Origin of the sequence: Pseudarthrobacter sp. PH31-O2 (assembly GCF_030063265.1) — a bacterium.
Lineage (GTDB): Bacteria > Actinomycetota > Actinomycetes > Actinomycetales > Micrococcaceae > Arthrobacter.
Genome location: NZ_JASIST010000011.1, coordinates 16,342 through 34,591, shown reverse-complemented (window position 1 = coordinate 34,591; position 18,250 = coordinate 16,342). Strand labels below are relative to the sequence as shown.

Annotated in this window: 14 protein-coding genes and 1 tRNA gene; 3 read left to right on the top strand and 12 right to left on the bottom strand. The window is 65.2% G+C overall.

From position 1 onward, the window contains the following. Positions 1 to 20: 20 nt before the first annotated feature. The 11 genes from QMG72_RS15260 to galU form a co-directional block, all read right to left on the bottom strand. A complete protein-coding gene (locus QMG72_RS15260) occupies positions 21 to 1,667 on the bottom strand; it encodes a cellulase family glycosylhydrolase (protein WP_283480961.1) in 1,647 nt (548 codons plus the stop codon). Between the two features lie 265 nt (positions 1,668 to 1,932). After that, the gene (locus QMG72_RS15255) at positions 1,933 to 2,820 is read right to left on the bottom strand and encodes a glycine betaine ABC transporter substrate-binding protein (protein WP_283481011.1); all 888 of its coding nucleotides are present in this window, start codon (positions 2,818 to 2,820) and stop codon (positions 1,933 to 1,935) included. Positions 2,821 to 2,939: 119 nt separating this feature from the next. After that, a complete protein-coding gene (locus QMG72_RS15250) occupies positions 2,940 to 3,788 on the bottom strand; it encodes an ABC transporter permease (RefSeq protein ID WP_226773988.1) in 849 nt (282 codons plus the stop codon). A 2-nt stretch (positions 3,789 to 3,790) separates the two neighbouring features. Next, positions 3,791 to 5,095 (bottom strand): quaternary amine ABC transporter ATP-binding protein, encoded by a 1,305-nt coding sequence (locus tag QMG72_RS15245; RefSeq protein ID WP_226773989.1) that lies wholly within the window; start codon positions 5,093 to 5,095, stop codon positions 3,791 to 3,793. A gap of 480 nt (positions 5,096 to 5,575) precedes the next feature. Next, a complete protein-coding gene (locus tag QMG72_RS15240) occupies positions 5,576 to 7,288 on the bottom strand; it encodes an ABC1 kinase family protein (protein ID WP_282359692.1) in 1,713 nt (570 codons plus the stop codon). Between the two features lie 5 nt (positions 7,289 to 7,293). Then, positions 7,294 to 7,848, bottom strand: coding sequence for a PadR family transcriptional regulator (locus QMG72_RS15235; RefSeq protein ID WP_226773991.1), 555 nt, complete (start codon positions 7,846 to 7,848; stop codon positions 7,294 to 7,296). A 172-nt stretch (positions 7,849 to 8,020) separates the two neighbouring features. After that, a tRNA-Ala gene (locus QMG72_RS15230) sits at positions 8,021 to 8,093 on the bottom strand. Between the two features lie 46 nt (positions 8,094 to 8,139). Continuing rightward, positions 8,140 to 8,940 (bottom strand): SDR family oxidoreductase, encoded by an 801-nt coding sequence (locus QMG72_RS15225; RefSeq protein ID WP_282359693.1) that lies wholly within the window; start codon positions 8,938 to 8,940, stop codon positions 8,140 to 8,142. 163 nt (positions 8,941 to 9,103) lie between these two features. Then, entirely contained in the window at positions 9,104 to 10,090 is a 987-nt protein-coding gene (locus QMG72_RS15220) for a hypothetical protein (RefSeq protein ID WP_283480960.1), read from the bottom strand. 117 nt (positions 10,091 to 10,207) lie between these two features. Beyond that, positions 10,208 to 10,828, bottom strand: a complete 621-nt coding sequence (locus QMG72_RS15215; RefSeq protein WP_282359695.1) for a GNAT family N-acetyltransferase — start codon at positions 10,826 to 10,828, stop codon at positions 10,208 to 10,210. Between the two features lie 5 nt (positions 10,829 to 10,833). Further along, positions 10,834 to 11,751 (bottom strand): UTP--glucose-1-phosphate uridylyltransferase GalU, encoded by a 918-nt coding sequence (gene galU, locus QMG72_RS15210; RefSeq protein WP_282359696.1) that lies wholly within the window; start codon positions 11,749 to 11,751, stop codon positions 10,834 to 10,836. Positions 11,752 to 11,847: 96 nt separating this feature from the next. On the opposite strand from galU, the gene QMG72_RS15205 reads away from it, so the two are divergent. From QMG72_RS15205 to cpaB, 3 genes are all read left to right on the top strand, one after another. After that, on the top strand, positions 11,848 to 12,510 hold the full coding sequence (locus QMG72_RS15205; protein ID WP_283480959.1) for a 5-formyltetrahydrofolate cyclo-ligase: 663 nt from the start codon (positions 11,848 to 11,850) through the stop codon (positions 12,508 to 12,510). 119 nt (positions 12,511 to 12,629) lie between these two features. Next, positions 12,630 to 12,893, top strand: coding sequence for an FmdB family zinc ribbon protein (locus QMG72_RS15200; protein ID WP_226773997.1), 264 nt, complete (start codon positions 12,630 to 12,632; stop codon positions 12,891 to 12,893). 112 nt (positions 12,894 to 13,005) lie between these two features. After that, entirely contained in the window at positions 13,006 to 13,854 is an 849-nt protein-coding gene (gene cpaB / locus QMG72_RS15195) for a Flp pilus assembly protein CpaB (RefSeq protein ID WP_348774698.1), read from the top strand. 46 nt (positions 13,855 to 13,900) lie between these two features. On the opposite strand, the gene QMG72_RS15190 is transcribed toward cpaB, so the two are convergent. Then, complete coding sequence (locus tag QMG72_RS15190) at positions 13,901 to 17,992, bottom strand: AAA family ATPase (RefSeq protein WP_282359698.1); 4,092 nt, start codon at positions 17,990 to 17,992, stop codon at positions 13,901 to 13,903. Positions 17,993 to 18,250: the final 258 nt, after the last annotated feature.

Sequence of the window (18,250 nt, the reverse complement as noted above, 5' to 3'; positions counted from 1 at the left end):
CGCGACGCTCCCGCTCGCAGCTATTTAAGCGTAAGCACCGGGTTGACCGGGGCTTTTAAGGAGTCCAGCTGAACCCCTGCAGTGCGCTTCAGACCGGGCAGAATGGAAGCGGCCCAATCGGATCCCGTGCAGCTAACCGACGCCTTGGGGACGATGGTGCATTTTACGCCCCATGAGTTGACCACCTTGGTGACATTGGGGTCTTTCCAGGACACCGACCAGCTGGGCGCTATCCGGAGGCCTGTGGCTTCCAGGCTGGCAACGTACCCGCCGTTCCATGAGCTGGTGGCCTTCCATGTTGCGGTGATGGCAGGGGCACCGGACGGGGATGCTGTCGGGGTCGGCGTCGCTGACGGCGTCGCGGTCGGCTTCGGCGCCACAGTCGGCTTCGGCGTCGCTGACGGGGACGGGGACGGTGACGGGGACGGGGACGGTGACGGGAAGTTAATAACCGGCGTTCCGGTCAGAATCGGCGCGAGGGCAGCGAGCTTAGTGGTCTCCGGGGTGCGCCAGTCCGTTTTGACGAGGCCGCCGGTGATCCCGGAGTTCGGGTTGAAGGACCAGTAGGCGTAGCTCATCTTGTTGGCGGCCAGGTAGGAGACGATCGAGCTCATCCACTGTTTGTCCGATTCTGTTGCCAGGGCAGAGCCGAATTCACCGAGCAAAATCGGGGCGATGCCCTGTTTCTGGATGTAGCCCCAGTTCTTGTCCCAGACGGCCGGCAGGTTGTTCGGGTAGTTCGCGTCGCTGAACCACTTCTGCGCGTAGAGGGATGCCGGATAGTCGTGCGGGGAGTACACCACGCGGTTGGGCGTGTTAAGGACTACCGGCTTGGCGCCGACGTCGGAAAGTCCACCGCCCCACCAGGTCGCTGACCCGTCGCCCTGGTTTTCGATGCCTTCAACGATGATCAGCAGCTTCGGGTTTGACGCCAGGACGGCGTTCCCGCCCCGGGTGGCCGCCGCCTGCCAGTCGGTGGCGGCCGAACCGCGGCCCCAGGTGGCCGCACCGTACGGCTCATTATGCAGGTCGGCCCCGATTACGGTGGGATCGTTTTTGTACCGGTCGGCGAGCATCTTCCAGTCGGAGATCCACTTCGTCTCCGGGACGGCAGCCGTGTACCACAGGGGTGACTGGTCGGCGCTGCTTGGTCGATGCCGGTCCAGGATGATCTGCAGCCCGTTAGCCTTGGCTCGGGCGATGACCGTGTCCATCACGTCCAGGGGCCGTTTGCCTTCGAGGTTGTAGGCGCGGTTCGCCCAGTAGTTCACGTTTCCTTTGACCGCCGTCGCAGCCAGGCACTCGTTCGAGAACGGCAGCCGGACGGTGTTGAAGCCCATGGACTTGATGTTGGCCAGTGCCTCATCAATCGTCAGCGTCCCCCACAGTCCGTGCGGGACGCAGTCGGGGGTCTCCAGCCCGAACCAGGAGGTGGCTTTGATAACGAACGGCGAGTTGTTCGAGTCTTGGATGGTGCCCCCAGCGGTGTGCAACCAACCGGTGGCGACCGACGTCGTATCCACCACGCGTTCGGCGGCCAGCGTCGCGGGTCCGGCGCAGCCGGATACCGTGAGCAACCCGGCCAGCGCCGCGGCCGCTGCAGCCACAAGCTTCGTGCCGCGGCGCGGACGGGCAGAACCCGCGTCGAGGGGGTGATTGTTCGTCAAAATTACTCCGTATCCGGGGCCTGTGGCCCGTTCCAGGACATACCCTGGCGGGTGCCGAATCCTACCTTGGCACAAGAACCGGAGGACTGGTGCAATGGCACCGCACATTTCGGTGCAAAAACCGCATTTTCGCGGCAATCCACGGCAGCCTTCCAGCAGGGCAGCCGGTTAACGGAGGCGGTTCCCGGGCCAACCGTGCCCGGAAACCGCCGTGCGGCGCCGTGACCGGCACCGTTCTCTCCGCCAGTGCCCGCCTACCGAGGAATTAATCGGTCAGCGAAGCAACATAGTCTTTGTTCTCGGTCATCCACTTTTTGACGGCGGGACCGTAATCATCAGTCTTTTCTCCATTGAACATGGCGTTCTCAAGGGAGTACAGCTTCTCCGAGTCCATCTTGAAGCCCTTCAGCCATCCGGCCAGGGCCGGGAAATCCTTATCGAAGGACTTACTGGCGAAGCTGTGAATGCCTTCAGCTGCGCCCAGGGCGCCCTTGGGATCGGCGAGATCCTTCAGCGGGAAGGCGTCATAGGCCCAGTGCGGGCGCCACAGTGTGACCGCGATGTTTTCGCCCTTACTGGTGGCCGTCTTGAGTTCGGACAGCATGGCCGGCGTGGAGGACGTCAGGTACTCCATGTCCTGCAGGCCGTATTCCGGGATGACCTTGTCCGTAGTGGCTTCCGTCAGTCCGGCGCCCGGTTCGATCCCGACGAGCCGGCCACCGAACTTGTCTGCGTTGGCGGCAAGCTCATCCAGGGAATCCACGGGGGCGTCCTTGTTCACCGCAATGGTCAGCTTTGCTTCGTCATTCCACGAGCCAAGGTCAACCATGTCAGCACCGTATTTTTCGATATAGCTCTTGTGCGTAACAGGCAGCCAAGTGTCCAGGGTGACGTCGTAGTCGCCCGTTGACAAACCTGAGTAGACCGGTGCCGGCGCCGCATATTCGAGCGACACGTTGTAGCCCTTCTCCTCCAGCGCGGCTTTCCAGAGTTCAGAGGCGGCAATGCCTTCATCCCAGCCGTTGAAAACAGCGATTTTGACATCTTTTTTGTCGCCGTTGCCGGGACCACTGCTGTCGGTGTCTGCGCTGCCTCCGGTGCCGCAGCCCGAGAGAGTCAGCAGTGCTGCAGCGCCAAAGGCTGTCAGGTGCATAAGTGGTGAAGATTTCACGTGTTTCCTTTCGATCCCGCGCCGAAGCGCGGCCCAGTCCCGGGTGCGAGTGAATGCCTCCGGGAGTCTTTCGGTAGGTGGGCTGAACTGCCTCCCGGCATTCAGTTGGTGGTGGCTTCGGCCCGGCGGCCCAGGCTGGCTGTCACCCGGTCCAGGAAGATGGCCAGAATGACCACCGAGATCCCGGCTTCGAAGCCAAGCGCGGCGTCAATCCGGCTGAGGCTTTTGACCACATCGCCGCCCAGTCCGCCTGCGCCGACCATCCCGGCGATGACCACCATCGACAGGGAGAGCATGATGACCTGATTGATGCCGGCCATAATCGTCGGTGTCGCCAGCGGAAGCTGGATCTGGGTAAGGATCCGCCGGGGGCTGGCGCCAAAGGCGTGTCCCGCTTCCACAACTTCGCGGTCAACTCCGCGGATGCCGAGCTCGGTGAACCGTACGCCTGGTGCCATCGCGAAGATGATGGTGGCCACGATGCCGGGCACGACGCCGACCCGGAACAGCAGCAGCGCCGGGATCAGGTAGACGAAGGCCGGCATCGTCTGCATAAAGTCCAGGACCGGCTTCACCACTGATGAGGCGCCCGAGGACCTTGCGGTCAGGATGCCCAGCGGCACGCTGATCACGATTGCCAAGGCGCTGGCCACCAGCACAAGCGCCAGCGAGTCCATCGCGTTTTCCCATTGCCCTACCCCGTAGATGAGGAGGAATCCGAGCAGGGACCCCAGTGCGAGTTTGAAGCCCCGCGCGAAAAATGCCAGCGCGCACAGGACAACGATGACGGTCCAGAACGGCGGGGTGCTCAGCAGCCAGCTGACACCGTCAAAGAGTGCCAGAAAGATTGATCGGAGCACGGTAAAGAATCCGCCGAAAGTTGCGATGATCCATTCGAGGGCGCTGTCCACCCAGGCGCCTAGGGGAATTCTGAAAAGGATGGAGTCCATGGCTACTTTTCGCCTCCGAAGGTTGCTGCGGTTTCGGCCGAGGTCGATTGGAGCGCGGCTGTAATGATTTGCTCGGGAATCGGTGCGGGGGTGCTCTCCACCACCGGGATGCCCGTCGTGGTGGACGGCACGTTGCCCAAGGCGGCCAGCAGCGTCACCCGCGGGATCGCCCCGACCAGCCGACCGGCGTCGTCGACCACGGCGAGCGGAATCGGGCTCTCCACGGCCAGGCCGAACAAGTCCGCGAGGGCAGTGTCCGGAGAAACGAAGTCGGCGGCGTTTCGAATCACCGTTGACAGTTCCGGGCTGCGGGCTTCAACGAGCTGCATTACATCGCGGTCCCGCACGATGCCGTGAAAATTGCGCCTCTTATCGACGACGAACGCGGCGGAGGTCTGCAGATCCCGCATGGCGCGCAAGGCATTGCGGGGTCCGCCGGTGAGATTTACGACTGCCCGGGCGGGTTCCATCACCGAGCCTGCAGTCAGCACACGGGTGCGGTCGACATCTTTGACGAAGTGGGCCACGTAGTCGTTGGCAGGTTGGGTCAGGATATCGTCGGGGGTCCCGATCTGAACGATTTCCCCGTCGCGCATAACGGCGATCCGGTCGCCGAGGAACATAGCCTCGTTGAGGTCGTGGGTGATGAAGACAATGGTCTTACCCAGATCGGCCTGGAGGGTCAGGAGCTGCTCTTGCATTTCCCTGCGGATCAGCGGATCAAGCGCGGAGAAAGCTTCGTCCATCAGCAAGATCTCGGTTTCTGCACACAAGGCCCGAGCGAGTCCCACGCGCTGCTGCATGCCGCCGGAGAGTTGGGACGGATACTTGTCCTCCCAGCCGGCGAGGCCGACCAGTGCCAGGATCTTTTTTGCCTTGGCCAGGCGGGCATCCTTGGCAACGCCCTGTACTTCCAGGCCGTAGGCCGCGTTCTCGATGATGGTGCGGTGCGGCATCAGGGCGAAATGCTGGAAAACCATGGAGATTTTCCGTTGCCGTACCTGGCGAAGGGCCGCGCCGGCGAGCTGGGATATGTCCGTGCCGTCGACAACAACGGAGCCAGCGGACGCGGGCAACAGCCCGTTCAGCATGCGGATCAGCGTGGATTTGCCGGAGCCCGAAAGGCCCATCACCACAAAGATCTCACCGGCCCTGACCTCAAAAGAGGCGTCCACGACAGCAGCGGTTCCAAGGGAGGCCACCTGGTCGCGGGTCTGTCCGGCTTTCAGCCGCCGCACGGCTTCGAGGGGCTTCTTGCCAAAAACCTTAAAGACGTTCTTGACGCTTACTGCAATATTTTCGCTCACTGTTGGCCTGTCTACGCGACAGCTCCCGGCCCTAGCCTGGCACTGTCGTGTGTGAATGCTTCGTTAACGGTGGGTCTGGTCGAATGCGGCAAGCAAACCAACGGCGTGTGCCGCGTTTCGCGGCTCGTTCCTGCTGGGCAGGTCGTGGGTTGTGCTCCCGGGGACCGGCAGCTCACTGGCGAGTTGCCTTCGCTGCAGCCGGACTGGCGTCCCGTCCGGCTCCTGCGCATCTGTTTCGACTCATTCACACTAACAACGGCGCGTTCGCTAAGGGCGTAAAGGTGAGGTTTGGGGGCCTCGTGCGCAGGGTTTCGTCAGGCCTCGGCCCCGCCGCAGCGGGGCGAGAGCAGAGTTATGGCATTGTGACTCGAAACCCTCGTCGTGGAGCGATTTGCGTCCCGCAGCGCGCTGGGAGCCCCTATGCAGCGCCGGAATCAGCGCTGATCCGCACCCCCGGCCTATAGCCGGGTGCCGGTCAGCTCAGAGGCCGCTGCGCCCCGCCCACAATCCGTGCAGCAGCGGAAGCACCGAAGCGGCCAGGAGTACATTGCCGAGCACCGTGTCGTCCGCGCGGAGCACGGAACCGGCCATGAGCAGGGCACCGAATATCAACACCGAAGCGATCCGCTGCGCCGAGCGGTTTAGCCGTTTTACCTGTTGCTCCAGGCGCGGATTGGCAACCGCCAGTGAACCGTCTTCCAGCCGGGTCAGGAGCCCGTCCAGGCGTTTCGGCAGGCGCAGGGCCAACCCGGCGGTGTCGAACGCCTGCTGGGCCACATCCTGCACAATGTTGCCGCGCTCGTCGCGCAACAGCTGGCCCGCATAGGGTTCCACCGTGTCCCACAAATTGAAGCGGGCGTCCAGCGTGCTGCACACCCCCGACGTCAGGGACATCGCCCGGATGATTAGCAGGAAATTCTCCGGCAACTGAAACGGCAAGGAGCGGACGACGTCGCCGAACTCGACCGCAAAATCACGGAACTCCCGCGGGTCCACCTCGCGGAGTTCGGCGAAGCCCATCCCGCCGAACCGGGCAAAGAGGTGAATCATCGCCCGCTCAAGTTCGACCGTATCGGCGCTGGGTACCAGCACACCCACGTCGCGGATTGCAGTCACCAACCCCTGGCCGTCACGTGAAGCGGCCGCGATGAGCAGCTTCCGCAGGCCACCGCGGGTACTCGCCGTCACCTCACCCATCATGCCGAAGTCGATGAAAGTCAACGTCCACGGGCGCTCTGCTGCGGGGTCCGTAGCCGGAGTAACAAAAATGTTGCCCGGATGCGGGTCGGCGTGAAAAAAGCCGTTCGTGAACATCTGGTCAAACATCACCGACGCGAAAACCGGGGCAACTTGTGCCGGGTCGATGCCCGCCGCAACGAGCGCTTCGGAGTCGGTGATCTTGATCGCCGTGACATCTTCCAGGGTCAGCGCCCGTCGGGTGCTGCGCTCCCAGACGACCTCCGGCACACTCACCCGGGGATCGTCGGCGAAGTCAGCAGCGAAGCGCGCTGAGTTCGCGGCCTCGTGCAGGTAGTCGATTTCTTCCAGGCTGGTCTGCGCGAACTCCTCGACCAGGGCCGGCATGTCGGCACGATCGGAGACCAGGCGCACGTGACTGAGCCAGCCGCCTACTTTTCGCAATGCCGCCAGATCGACGTCGACAATCGCGTCGATGCCGGGACGCTGCACTTTAAGCACCACGCTGTCCAACCCGGTGTCGGCGGCATCGCCCGGAAGAAGCCTCGCCCGGTGCGCCTGGCCGAGGGACGCCGCGGCGATCGGCGTCTCCTCGATCGAGGCGAACACCAGCTCCAGCGGTGCGCCGAACTCCTCCTCTGCAAGGGTTCGGATCGCGGCGAACGAAACCGGAGGCACCTCGTCCTGCAGTCCCTCCAGCTCCTTGGTGATCTCCGGCGGGAGGACATCCAGCCTGGAGGACAGGAACTGACCAACCTTGATCATCAGGCCGCCAAGGTCCACCGCGAGCACGTGGAAACGCTGCGCGAAGCGCCGCATCCTCTTTGTTCTGGTCCGCTCGGCAATCCTGGCCAGCCCGAGGCGCGGCAGGAACAGCTCGAACCACCAGGTCACCGTAAGATGCCACGCGGCAAAGCGCAGGATGCGACGGTAGCGGGCCCGGATGTCCCCGGCGCCTGGTCCCGCATCGGCCCGGGTTCGGCGAACCGACGCCACTCCCCTCAGTCCTGGGCGAGGATCGAGTAGAGCCGGCGACGTGCCTCGTCGAGCACCCGCACGGCCTCCTGCACCTGCGCCGGCGAGCCGGTGCGCCCCACCTGGGTCGCAGCCTGCGCTAGCTCGATGCCGGCCTTGGGCAGCGCTCCGAAACCGGGGCCTGATGCCGGGCCCGACGCCGGAGCTGTTGACTCCCAGGGCGTTGACGCGCCGGCACCGGCCACATCCTCCCGGCCTGCTTCGGTCAGCGAGTAGATCTTGCGTCCGTTGGATTCCTCGGCCTTAATGAACCCCTCGTCGGCCAGCAGCTGCAGCGTCGGGTAAACCGAGCCGGCGCTTGGCTTCCAGCTACCGCCGCTGCGCTCCTCGATTTCACGGATGATCTGGTAGCCGTGCATGGGCCGTTCAGCGAGCAGCGACAGCACCGCTGAGCGCACTTCGCCACGGCCCGCGCGGGTGCCGGAGCGTTTCTCAAACCGTGAACGCAACTCCTCAACGGCCTCCCACATGCCGTCAATGTTGTTGCCGCGAAATCCGCCTGCCGGGTATGAATTGCGCATTATGCTCTCCTTGAGTCAATCGCGAACGATATACAACGATAGTCAACGATACATCTCGGTGACCGTCGGAACCAAGGGCTTGTGCGGCTGGCGGAGCCGGTGCCGCCCAATAGCCGGGGCAAGGAAAAAGCCCTCCAACCGAACGTTTCCGCAGCTTGGAGGGCTTTTGTTGTGGAGCTAAGGAGATTCGAACTCCTGACCTCTTCGATGCGAACGAAGCGCTCTACCAACTGAGCTATAGCCCCGAAGCAACGCCGGTCCAGATGGAACGGCGTTGCCGGTGTCCCTAGGCTACAAACTATCTGGCTTCTTTGCCAACCAGCCACTAAAAGTTTCACCGGCGCGGCGCTGTTCCGGCACCACATTCAGGCCTGCGCGCAGGTATTCGCCCAGTGCCCCAGGCAACGGGAGACGGATCAAAAGTCCACGCGACCCCGTCGCAGACTTCCATTGCCGGGCGAAGTCCCGCATGTCCTGGATTTCCGGGCCCCCAATTGTCCTGAGACTGTGCCGCTTGCCTGCCGAAGGTTCAAGCGCCGCCTCGAGCAGGGCAGCCGCGGCGTCGGCTGGCGCAATGGGCTGGAACCTAACGCCGTCGACGACCGGGATGACGCGCAGCTTCGAGCCCGCCGCGAAGATCGTCGCGAGGAAGGAATGGAACTGTGTCACCCGGACCGTGACGCTATCGATCCCGGCCCGCGCGTAGACCTGTTCTTTGGCTGCCTTCGAGGCGTAGTACGCGAAGGCGCTGCGGTCACAATTGACGATCGAGAGCAGCACAGCCCTCGCCACACCGGCGTCCTGGGCAGCCGCAAGCAGGCGTGCGCCGCCGTCGGCGAAATGCGTCAGGGCATTGCCTGCCCGCCCCTCCAGACAATCGATCACAACATCCGCGCCGGCCAGCGCTGCCGCCAGTCCCGCCCCGGTGGCGACGTCCGCCGGAAAGTATTCCGCGCCGCTGGTCCGGACGTTGGGGCCGGGTTCAGGCGGGTTCCGACTGAGGAATGTCACCACGTGTCCGCCGGCGACAGCTTGGTGCACCACTTCCCGGCCCACCTGGCCGGTTCCGCCGGCTACACAAATTCTTGTCATGCCCTGAGGCTACCGGGCGGCGCCCGGTTCCCGGCCGTTTTGGATCTGCCGGTTCCGGCCGTTTTGGACCTGCCGGTTCCGGCCGTTCCGGCCGGACGCGCCGGGACAAAAGGAAAGCCCCGGGTGGCCACTGCGAGCAGCCCGGGGCTTCGGAAACGAGTGGTCAGGCCCTGCGCCGCTGCAGGACGTCGTCGAGGTTGCTCAGGGCGCTCTGCGCCTTGCCGAGGGGCTTTTGTTCAGAGTCCGTATCTGTGGTGCCGGCGGGCGCCTGCACCACGCCCTGCTTCAGCGAGGGTTTGCCAACAGCTTTCGGGGCTTCGGGCAGGTCGAGCGGCTCAGGAGCGGCACGGGGGGCCTTCGGCGCCTCCACGTAGGTTGGCTTGGGGACTTCCACCGGCTTCCAGCTGGATTCTCCAACACCCGGGGTCCCCGCGGCGCGGCGGACGGACGTGTCGCCCGAAGCCGCAGCTTCCGCGATGGCCGCCTCGCGGAGGTCCTGGGCAGTCAACGGCTTCGGTGCCGGGGGGTGTTCAACATCGTCTGCCTGGGCGTCAAAGAGCGGGTTCTCGGCCCGTTCACGGGGCTCCCCCGCCGATTGCCGCAATGGTGTGCGCGCCGGGGCCGGCGCTGCCTGGCGCGCCGGAGCGCTCATCGCCGCGCGGAAGGCAGCGTTCACCTTACGGCGACGGTCACGGACCGCGAGTCCGCGGAGGACAACTACGGCCGCTGCCGTGCCCAGCAGTGCAATAACGGGCGCCCAGAGTGAAACGAGGCCAAAGACCCCCAACAGCGCGGACACCACGCCGGTCAGCAGCGAGAGCGAACCGGCCAGCGCGAGGGCCAGCCGACCGAAATGTATCTTGAAAGCCGGGCCCGTAGCGGCAGGCCCACGGCCGCCGTCAAGCCGGGTAGTTCCCCGGACGGATTCGGTGCGCTGGCTGCTGGTCATGGGTTTCTCCTGCTGGGCCGTCATCTTCATGACTTTCCCGGCTTGCGGGGCTGCTGGTTCTAGATCAATGACGTCCGCCACGAGCTCGCCCACGGGTTGCAGGTGGTGTCGTCCGTTCCGGAGGATGTACGGAGCAACCCAAACAATCCAGAGCGCAACAGCAATGACAAGGATCACAGAGCTGCTAAGAGGGAAGTCCACATCAAAACCGTATGAGCAATGCGCTGCTCGGAGCGGCATTGTCCCCGGTGTGTCGCCGGGTAACTGGCAATTGACTGGATTTATGCCGTGCGGGCTTGTCGGTAAAGGCCCGGCCGCTCACTTGGGTCCGGGCTGCTGCCAGCGTGCCAGCAGCCCGCCTGGCACTTCTTCAGAGGTCAGCGCGAAGCTCCGGTGGTCCGCCCATTCGCCGTTGATGTGCAGGAACCGGGGACGGTAGCCCTCGTCGCGAAAGCCGAGCTTCTCCACCACGCGCAGGCTTGGTCCGTTTTCGGGGCGGATGTTGATCTCCATCCGATGCAGCCCGAGGCTCTGGAAACAATAGTCCGTCACCAGTGCCACGGCTGTCGGGGCGATGCCCTGGCCGGCCCGGTCCCGGTCCACCCAGTATCCAAGAGTGGCCATCATCGCCGAACCCCAAACGATAGACGAAACCGTCAGCTGTCCCACAATAACGGGTTCCCGGAAGCCGGCGGTCCGCGCCGTAATGAGGAAGGGCAGGCCAACACCCTGCGCGGCCTGCGCCTTGAGGGACCGCACCATCTGGCGGTAGTCCGGCAGACCACCGCCAGGCTCCGGGTTCGACGCCTCCCAAGGGGCCAGCCACTCACTGTTGCGGGAGCGGACAGTCGTCCATTCCTTGCGGTCCCGGTGCCGAATCGGGCGCAAGACAAGCTCGCCGCTTTCCAGCGTCACCGGCCAGTGGAAGCTGCCCCCCACCGAAGCTACTTGGTCAGGCTGGGAGCAAGGCTCGCAGCGAAGCCGGGCAGCCATTCCCGCAGGCCTGGGCCCAGGTCGTCACTGTCGCAGGCGAGCTGGACGCAGGCTTTGAGGTAGCTGAGCTTATCGCCGGTGTCATAGCGGCGGCCACGGAAGACAACGCCGTACACGCCGTAGCCGTCACCGTCACCGGAGGCAAGTTCCTGCAGCGCGTCGGTGAGCTGGATTTCGCCGCCGCGTCCCGGCTCGGTGCGTTCCAGTACCTCGAAGACAGCCGGGTGGAGGACGTAGCGCCCAATTATCGCGAGGTTGGACGGGGCATCCTCGACGTCAGGCTTCTCTACCAAGTGCTTGATCCGGACGTACTCTTCGCCCTCGATCGCCTGAACGTCGGCGCAGCCGTAGGCGCTGATCGCTGACGGCTCCACCTCGATCAGTGCGATCACCGACCCGCCGGTCTTGGCCTGAACCTCGATCATGGTACTTAGAAGTTCATCGCGGGCATCGATCAGGTCATCGCCGAGCAGGACAGCGAACGGTTCATACCCCACGTGCTGCTTTGCCCGCAGGACGGCGTGCCCCAGTCCCAGCGGGTCGCCCTGGCGCACGTAGTGGATATCACCAAGGTTGCTGGCCGCCTGGATGGACTCAAGCTTCGCGGTGTCTCCTTTGGCCTGAAGGGTGGCTTCCAGGGTAGGGACGCGGTCGAAGTGGTCCTCCAGCGCGCGCTTGTTGCGGCCGGTAATCATTAAGATGTCGGTCAGACCGACGTTGACTGCTTCCTCCACGACGTACTGGATGGCCGGCTTGTCGACGACCGGCAGCATTTCCTTGGGCATGGCCTTGGTCGCCGGAAGAAACCTCGTTCCGAGGCCGGCTGCGGGGATGACGGCCTTGCGGACGGGAGCGTTGGGTGTAGTCACTCGACTAATCTAACGGAGGGACCAAGCATTAGGTAATCATTTCCGACCGGCACCAACCGCGGTTTGCCGGCCGCACCAGCGGAGGGACAAGGCATCGTGGCATCGAAGGAAGAGACCCGGGCCAGCCACCGGGCCCGGCGAGCTGCACTGACGCCGGCGGCCCTGGCGACCGCCGGTGCCGGAATCGCCACGTACGGCGTTGCCTGGGCAGCCCGCCTGGCGGGCGGCCGCTCCGGCACTTTTGCCGCCTACCTTGGTGTGGGGTCGGAACCGCCAAGTCTTCCCCTGCTGGCAGCACTCCACCAGGAAGGGCATCGGCTGCTCCTTCCGGTCTGCGAGCCCGGCCTGGAGCTGAGCTGGGTCTACTGGACGCCGGCCTCCCGATTCGCGCGGAGCCGGTACGCGCCGATCCAGGAACCCGCCGGCAAGCGACACGATGCTTCCGTGATTCGTTGCGCGGACGGCATTTTCCTGCCGGCCACCGCGGTCGACTACTCCGGCAACCGGATCGGGCAGGGCGGCGGCTACTACGACAAATTTCTGGCGAAGCTGGCCGCACTCCCGTATCCCGGGACGCCGACGTCCGACGGCGGGCTGTTGCCGCCGGTGCCGGCAGCCGCCGTTGTGTACAACGGCGAGGTGCTCCCTGCCGGAAGCATCCCGGCGGAGTCCTTCGACCGGAAGGTGGGTGCCGCACTGACCCCGTCCGGCGTGGTGCAGCTGCAGCACCGGGCTGCCGGGGACCGGTCGCGGGGGTGATAGAATTAGCACTCAGGCCCTGCGACTGCTAAGGGACGGATTCCGCCGATAGAACTACCGGCCGGGATCCCGAACCGGCGGTACGGGACCTGCTCGTTTGCCCCTGAGGAGGATTTCCAGTGCCCACGTATGCATACGCCTGCAAGGACTGCAGCCACGCCTTTGAGATCGTGCAGTCCTTCACCGACAGCACCCTCACCTCCTGCCCTGAGTGCCAGGGGACCCTGCGCAAGAAGTTCAACAGCGTTGGTGTGGTCTTTAAAGGTTCCGGTTTTTACCGGACGGACTCGCGCGACGCAAAGGGCAGCACCGTTTCACAGACGCCGACGCCGGCGCCCGCACCGGCTGCATCCACTGCGCCGGCAGGCGCGTCCGCAAGCTAGCGCCGTTACGAAGGCCGTGCTGCTGCCACTCCTCGCTGGCCGTCACACCGCTTTGTCCACATAGACCGAACTGTAACTGCCAGGCGTGCGCGCCGGTGGGTAGCTTCGGGTTATGGCCCCCATTGGAACCGCCGTCCCGACCACATGGAAGCTACCGGAAGATTTCTTTGAGATCTTCCGTATCGACCCGTGGCGACACTCCTCTATTATCCGGCGCTGGCGATCCCCGGGACGCCGCCTTGATCTGTCCACGCCGGCAGCACCCTCAAAGTCAGCAGTCCCGCCGCGGGGCCGAAGACCCGCCGGCAGGCCGTCCCGCCGGCGGCTGGTCCGATGGCTCAACCGCAACCGCCGGCTCGCCGTGGCGCTGCTGCTCTGCATCGCCGCCGGCCTCACGGTTCAACAACTGACACCTGAGCCGGCCGACACTGTCCCCGCCTTCGCTGCTGCCCGGGATCTCCCCGCCGGCCAGTCCCTTGGAGTGGAGGACCTGACGGTCCTCCACGTGCCCAGGGGCCTGGTTCCCGCGGGCAGCTTCGTGAGCGCTGGTTCCCTCCAAGGCCAGCAGCTTGCCGTCGCCCTCCGCAAGGGCCAGTTACTCGCAGATTCGCAGCTAGTGGGACCTGGCCTGCTGGCTGGAGAGCCGCCGGGATCGGCCGCAGTTCCCCTGCGGATGGCGGATCCGGCCTCGATCCAGTTGCTCTCCCCCGGGCAACTCGTCGACGTAGTCATCACCACCGGCAACAGCTTCGACCAGCCCGCCGCATCCCAGCTGCTGGCAGCTGCCGTTCCCGTGCTGTGGACTTCCGGGCACGGCAGCCGTGCCGGCCCATGGCTGGGGACAGGTGAAAACGAGGGCCTCCTCGTTGTGGCCGCCGACGCCGATCAGGCGCGTCGGCTCGCAGGGGCCTCGACGCAGGGAAAACTCTTCTTCGTCCTCGTCACGGCCGTCCCCGGCTAGTCGCTTCACCGTCCGAAAGCCCCGGCGGAGCAGGCCCGAAAAGGACTTAGGCCCAGTGCGGGGGCTTCTGCTCTTGCAGCCACGAGTCATGGTCGTAGCCGCCGGGCTCGTCGCCCCAGCGCTGCGGGTCATCCTCCGCCGCCTTGTTCGGCAGCACACCGGACGGGGATGCCGCCGACGCCGACTGCGCGGACGCATTGTCCGGTCCGCTGTCCTGGGCGCTGGTGTCGTCCTGGGCCTCGCCACCGTTACCGGTATCGCCATCCGCAGTCATGCCGCTGGCCTCCTTGCTGCCTTGGTCTGTTCTGTAGTCTGGCGCACTGTCCTGTATGCCGGACGTCCGTCCCCGCGAGGCTTGCGCTTCGTTGACGGCAAGGTTTTCGACGTCGTCGTCGAAGAACCCCGGCGATGTGGGTTTACGGTGCGTCACGGCCGGCTTTTCCAGGCCCAGATATCCGCCGATGCGGTCGGCGCAGGCCGAAGGATCCGTGAACACCTCGATGGTCCAGAGCGGCATGTAGCGCCAGCCGAGTCGTTCCAGCAGCTGCGGGCGGAGCCTGCTGCGTTCCCGGACGGTGAGCTTTCGGTACTGTTCGGTGCCGTCTGACTCAATGGCCACGGGCCGCGGAATCTCCGCATCGTCCTGTCCGAGGGTACTCAACGGGTCGGCCGCGGCCACCATATTCAGCGCGCCGTCGTACTGGTGCCAGACCCGTGCGCCCCGGGCCCGCAGCCGGTCCCCGAGGTCGGCCACGAGGGGGTCGGCCCCGAGAGCCTGTTCGCTGGCTGCAGCCCGCGACGCGGGACTTCCGAGATCGGAGTTACCCGCGATTTCCCGGTCCAGCAGTTCATAGAAGTCCACCGCGCCGTGGCTCAGCCGGGTCACGTCGAGGTCCTCCGGACGGAAGCAGCTGAGCACGTGCAGGGACCGGCGTGCCCGCGTCATGGCGAGGGCAAACCTTGCTCGTCCACCATCGACGGAGAGCGGGCCCAGGCTATGCAGCGCACGCCCGTGCGGGGTGCGTCCGTAACCCGGCGAGAAGATCACGTGATCGCGGACCAGTCCCTGGGCACGTTCCAGATCCACGACCCGGAAGGACTCTTCGCCGGCGGTGAAAAAGCTGGCAAGCATCGGGTAGTTGGGCAGCTGAAGCCGGATCGACTCGCCGATCCGCGCCGCATGCCGGAGGCTGCCGGTGACGACGGCCAGCGACGTCCGCGGCCGGAGGCGGGCGTGCTCGAAGACAAGCTCCACGGCCCGGTTTACCTCGGCCACCACAGATTCGACGCCGTCCTGGTCCGCGCTGGGCAGGCCCGTCCCGTCCGGCAGGTATTCCACAGTGAGGGCACGGTCCAGCCCGGTGGCTGACTGGCCCTCCGGCAACCTGCGGAGTCCGCCGTCGTAGAAGCCCTTGCTCAGTTGCCGGACAAGGTCCTCATCCACGGCGCGGTAGACCGTCCGCAGGTTCCAGACGGGCAGTACACCGGCGAGTGCCTTGAAGGCGCTTTCGACGCCTTGATGGGAGCTCTCGCCGGCCGCAAGCCGCTCGACACCGACGGTGAATGTCCGCGGCGTGGCAATCCGGTCGTCACCAAAAGCAATAACCTGCGCGGCGCGGGCTACGGCCGGCAGGACGGCCTGCAGCGACGTTGCCTCGGCGTCAAGGATCACAACGGCATCAAACTTTTGCTCCACCGGCAAAACCGCCGACAGGAGGTAAGGGCTGACGGACCACACCGGAACCAGCATCGGCAGCAAGTCCGGGGCCTGGCCCGTCAGTGCCGAGAGGGTGACCCGGCCATCCTTGAGCAGGCTGCGCAGCAGTTCCGCTTGCCGCGGGTGTTCTGCGATGGCCGCCCGCCAGCGGTCTGCCAGCTGCCAGCGCAGCCTGGCGGCGCCGCTGGCGATGTGCGCGTTGTCCGCGAGGCGGTACTCCGCTTCGAGCTGGCGAAGGGCGTCGCCGTCGGACATAGCCAGGTAATCATCCCCGCTGATCATGGCTTCGAGTGCGGACTGCCACCAGGCGAGCTCAAGCTCGGCGGCCACAGACCCTGCGGGCACCTCACGCTCGGCGAGGTCAGCGAGCAGTTCGCCCAGGCCATGCTCGCGCATGTCTTCGACCAGGAGGGTCCGCTCCGGCAAAGTTTCGAGCGTCCCGGTGTCGGCAACCAGCGCGTCCAGCCGCTCCATAAGATCTTCGTAGGGGCTGCCATGCAGTTCACCGCCCGCCGCGGTGTGCCTGACGGCGTGGCCGAGCTCGACCAGCTCCGCTTCGAGCTCGCGGTACAGGGCGATGATCTCGCCCAGGCCGGAAGGCACTGCAGGGTGCCGCTGCGTCGTGGCGTAGTCGGCCCATGCGGCCCGCTGCTCCTGGACGAGGACGAGGGAGCTGTGCAGGTCGGCAATGTGGACACCCGGCCGGACATATTCCTTGGCCACCCGGCGCAAACGGGAGCGCTGCATGGACGGCATCTCAATGTTCCGTTCGCGCCGCCAGGAGGAAGCTGCGGTGGCGGAGATGAGGTCGTGGACCGGACGGTCGAAGATGTCCGGCGTGAATTTATCCAGGCTTTCGCGAACAGCAACTAACAGCTCAACCTGGTCCCCCCACTCCGAAAACGAACGGCCCAGGCGGATTTCGGCGTGTTCTGCGACACCGTTCATCAGCTCGCGCAGTTCCGGCAGCTTCCTGGCCACGGAGCTGGCCACCTGCTGGGCTTCCTCGGTTTCCTTCCGGGTCAGCAGCCGGGCACCATGCCACGGACTTGTGGTCGAGGCCCTGCTGAAGCTTCCCAGCTCGGCCGCACGGTGGAGCCGGCCAGCGAGTTCCTCGCGGTCCCGGATATTGTCCAGCACACTGCGCTTGAGCCGGACGGTGGTGGCCGGCGCCGGCTGGATGGAGGTCAGCTCGGCCAATGACTGCATCGCCTCGTACGGAGAGCATCCCCAGCGCTGGCGGACGTTGTGCAACGAGGCAACATGGTCCCGAAGGGCATGGCGGTGTTCAATCAAAGTGCTGTGAAGGTTGCTGAGCTGGGGCTCGAGGGATTTCTCATTGCGCACGATGGCCCTGACGAGCTGGCCCTTCAGCTGCAGGGCAGTGGCGTTCCCGGCAAGCTGGAACAGGGCTGAATCCAGTCCCAGGGTCTCCAACTGGGTGGAGATCTCACCCAGGCTGGCTCGCCGGTCCCCCACCACCAGAACCGTCTTACCCTGATCGAGGAGGGTCCCGATGGTATTGATTGCTGTCTGGGTCTGGCCGGTGCCGGGCGGACTGCTGACCACCAGCGAGTCCCCGGCGCGGACGGCGTCGACGACGTACTGCTGGTCGGTGTCGGCGTCGAGCAGCAACAGTTCATCCGCGGGATCCCGCTCATCGGTGCTTGGGAACCGTCCGGGCTTAAGCTCGGATACCTGCAACGGCTGGCCGGCGGCGGCCCGTCCCAACGCCGCCACTAGGGGATGGCTCTCGTTGATCCATGGATCCTCAAGGTTTCCGGACAAGTCCGCGAAGGTGGACACCAGAAGGTTGTGCTCGACCTCGGCGCCGTAGATGGGCTGGATGAGGGTGCTCAGGCGGTCAAGGACCGGCTGGGGATCGAAGCGGGCGGTGCTGTACGCCATCCGGGTTACCGCGTTGACGTCGAAAGCAATGCCGTGGATGGTCTTCAGATGCCGGATCAGGGCGGGGTTGATCTTGGCCTGTTCGGTCAATTGCAGTTCGTAATCGTCCTCGCCCGGACGGACCGTGAGGGAGATGGAACTGAGCATAACCGGGGCTGAGACGCGCTGCGGTTTGCCGCCGACTGCGGAGGTCCACACGACGGTACCCGCCGAAAAGTATCCCGCATCGATGCCGCGGTCATTGGCCAGTTCGAAGATTTTGGAGCGCAGGTTGCGGGACGCCCTCGCGGCGACAACGTACTGCTGGTGATCACGGATCAAGGTGGACAGCCGGGTGCGTCGGCCGGCCATCAACTGTGCCATGCCGGAGGGATGGGCATTGGTCAGGTCTATGGAGCCCTCAGGCGTCTTGGTGAAGCGCAGCATGGTGTCTGCTCCGGTGACCGGCTTGAGCCCCGACAGCCATTTCCTGAGCTCCTCGGAGCCCTCGGGGTGGCCTTGACCAACTGACACTGCTGCCTTCTTTTCTGTGCTTGCGTTTACTCTGCTCACGTTTTTCGTGCCCGCGCGGGACGTCCTGGACCATACCGGCATAATTTCGAGGGTAGCCCGAATCCGGCCCCGGCGAGGCGACGCAACACTGGCGGGACACAAATTCAAACCGAATTCCCAGCATCGCCGCTCGTGCCGCGGGCCGCCGCCGCCCGCTGCCGGGCGGTCCAGGGATGCGGCGACCGAACGGAAAATGGCCGGCCTCCCGACGAGCCCGGC

Coding starts and splice junctions, on each gene's coding strand:
- cpaB (WP_348774698.1), top strand. CDS start 13,006: ATGGCCCCCATTGGAACCGCCGTCCCGACCACATGGAAGCTACCGGAA.
- QMG72_RS15235 (WP_226773991.1), bottom strand. CDS start 7,848: ATGCGCAATTCATACCCGGCAGGCGGATTTCGCGGCAACAACATTGAC.
- QMG72_RS15225 (WP_282359693.1), bottom strand. CDS start 8,940: ATGACAAGAATTTGTGTAGCCGGCGGAACCGGCCAGGTGGGCCGGGAA.
- QMG72_RS15255 (WP_283481011.1), bottom strand. CDS start 2,820: ATGCACCTGACAGCCTTTGGCGCTGCAGCACTGCTGACTCTCTCGGGC.
- QMG72_RS15250 (WP_226773988.1), bottom strand. CDS start 3,788: ATGGACTCCATCCTTTTCAGAATTCCCCTAGGCGCCTGGGTGGACAGC.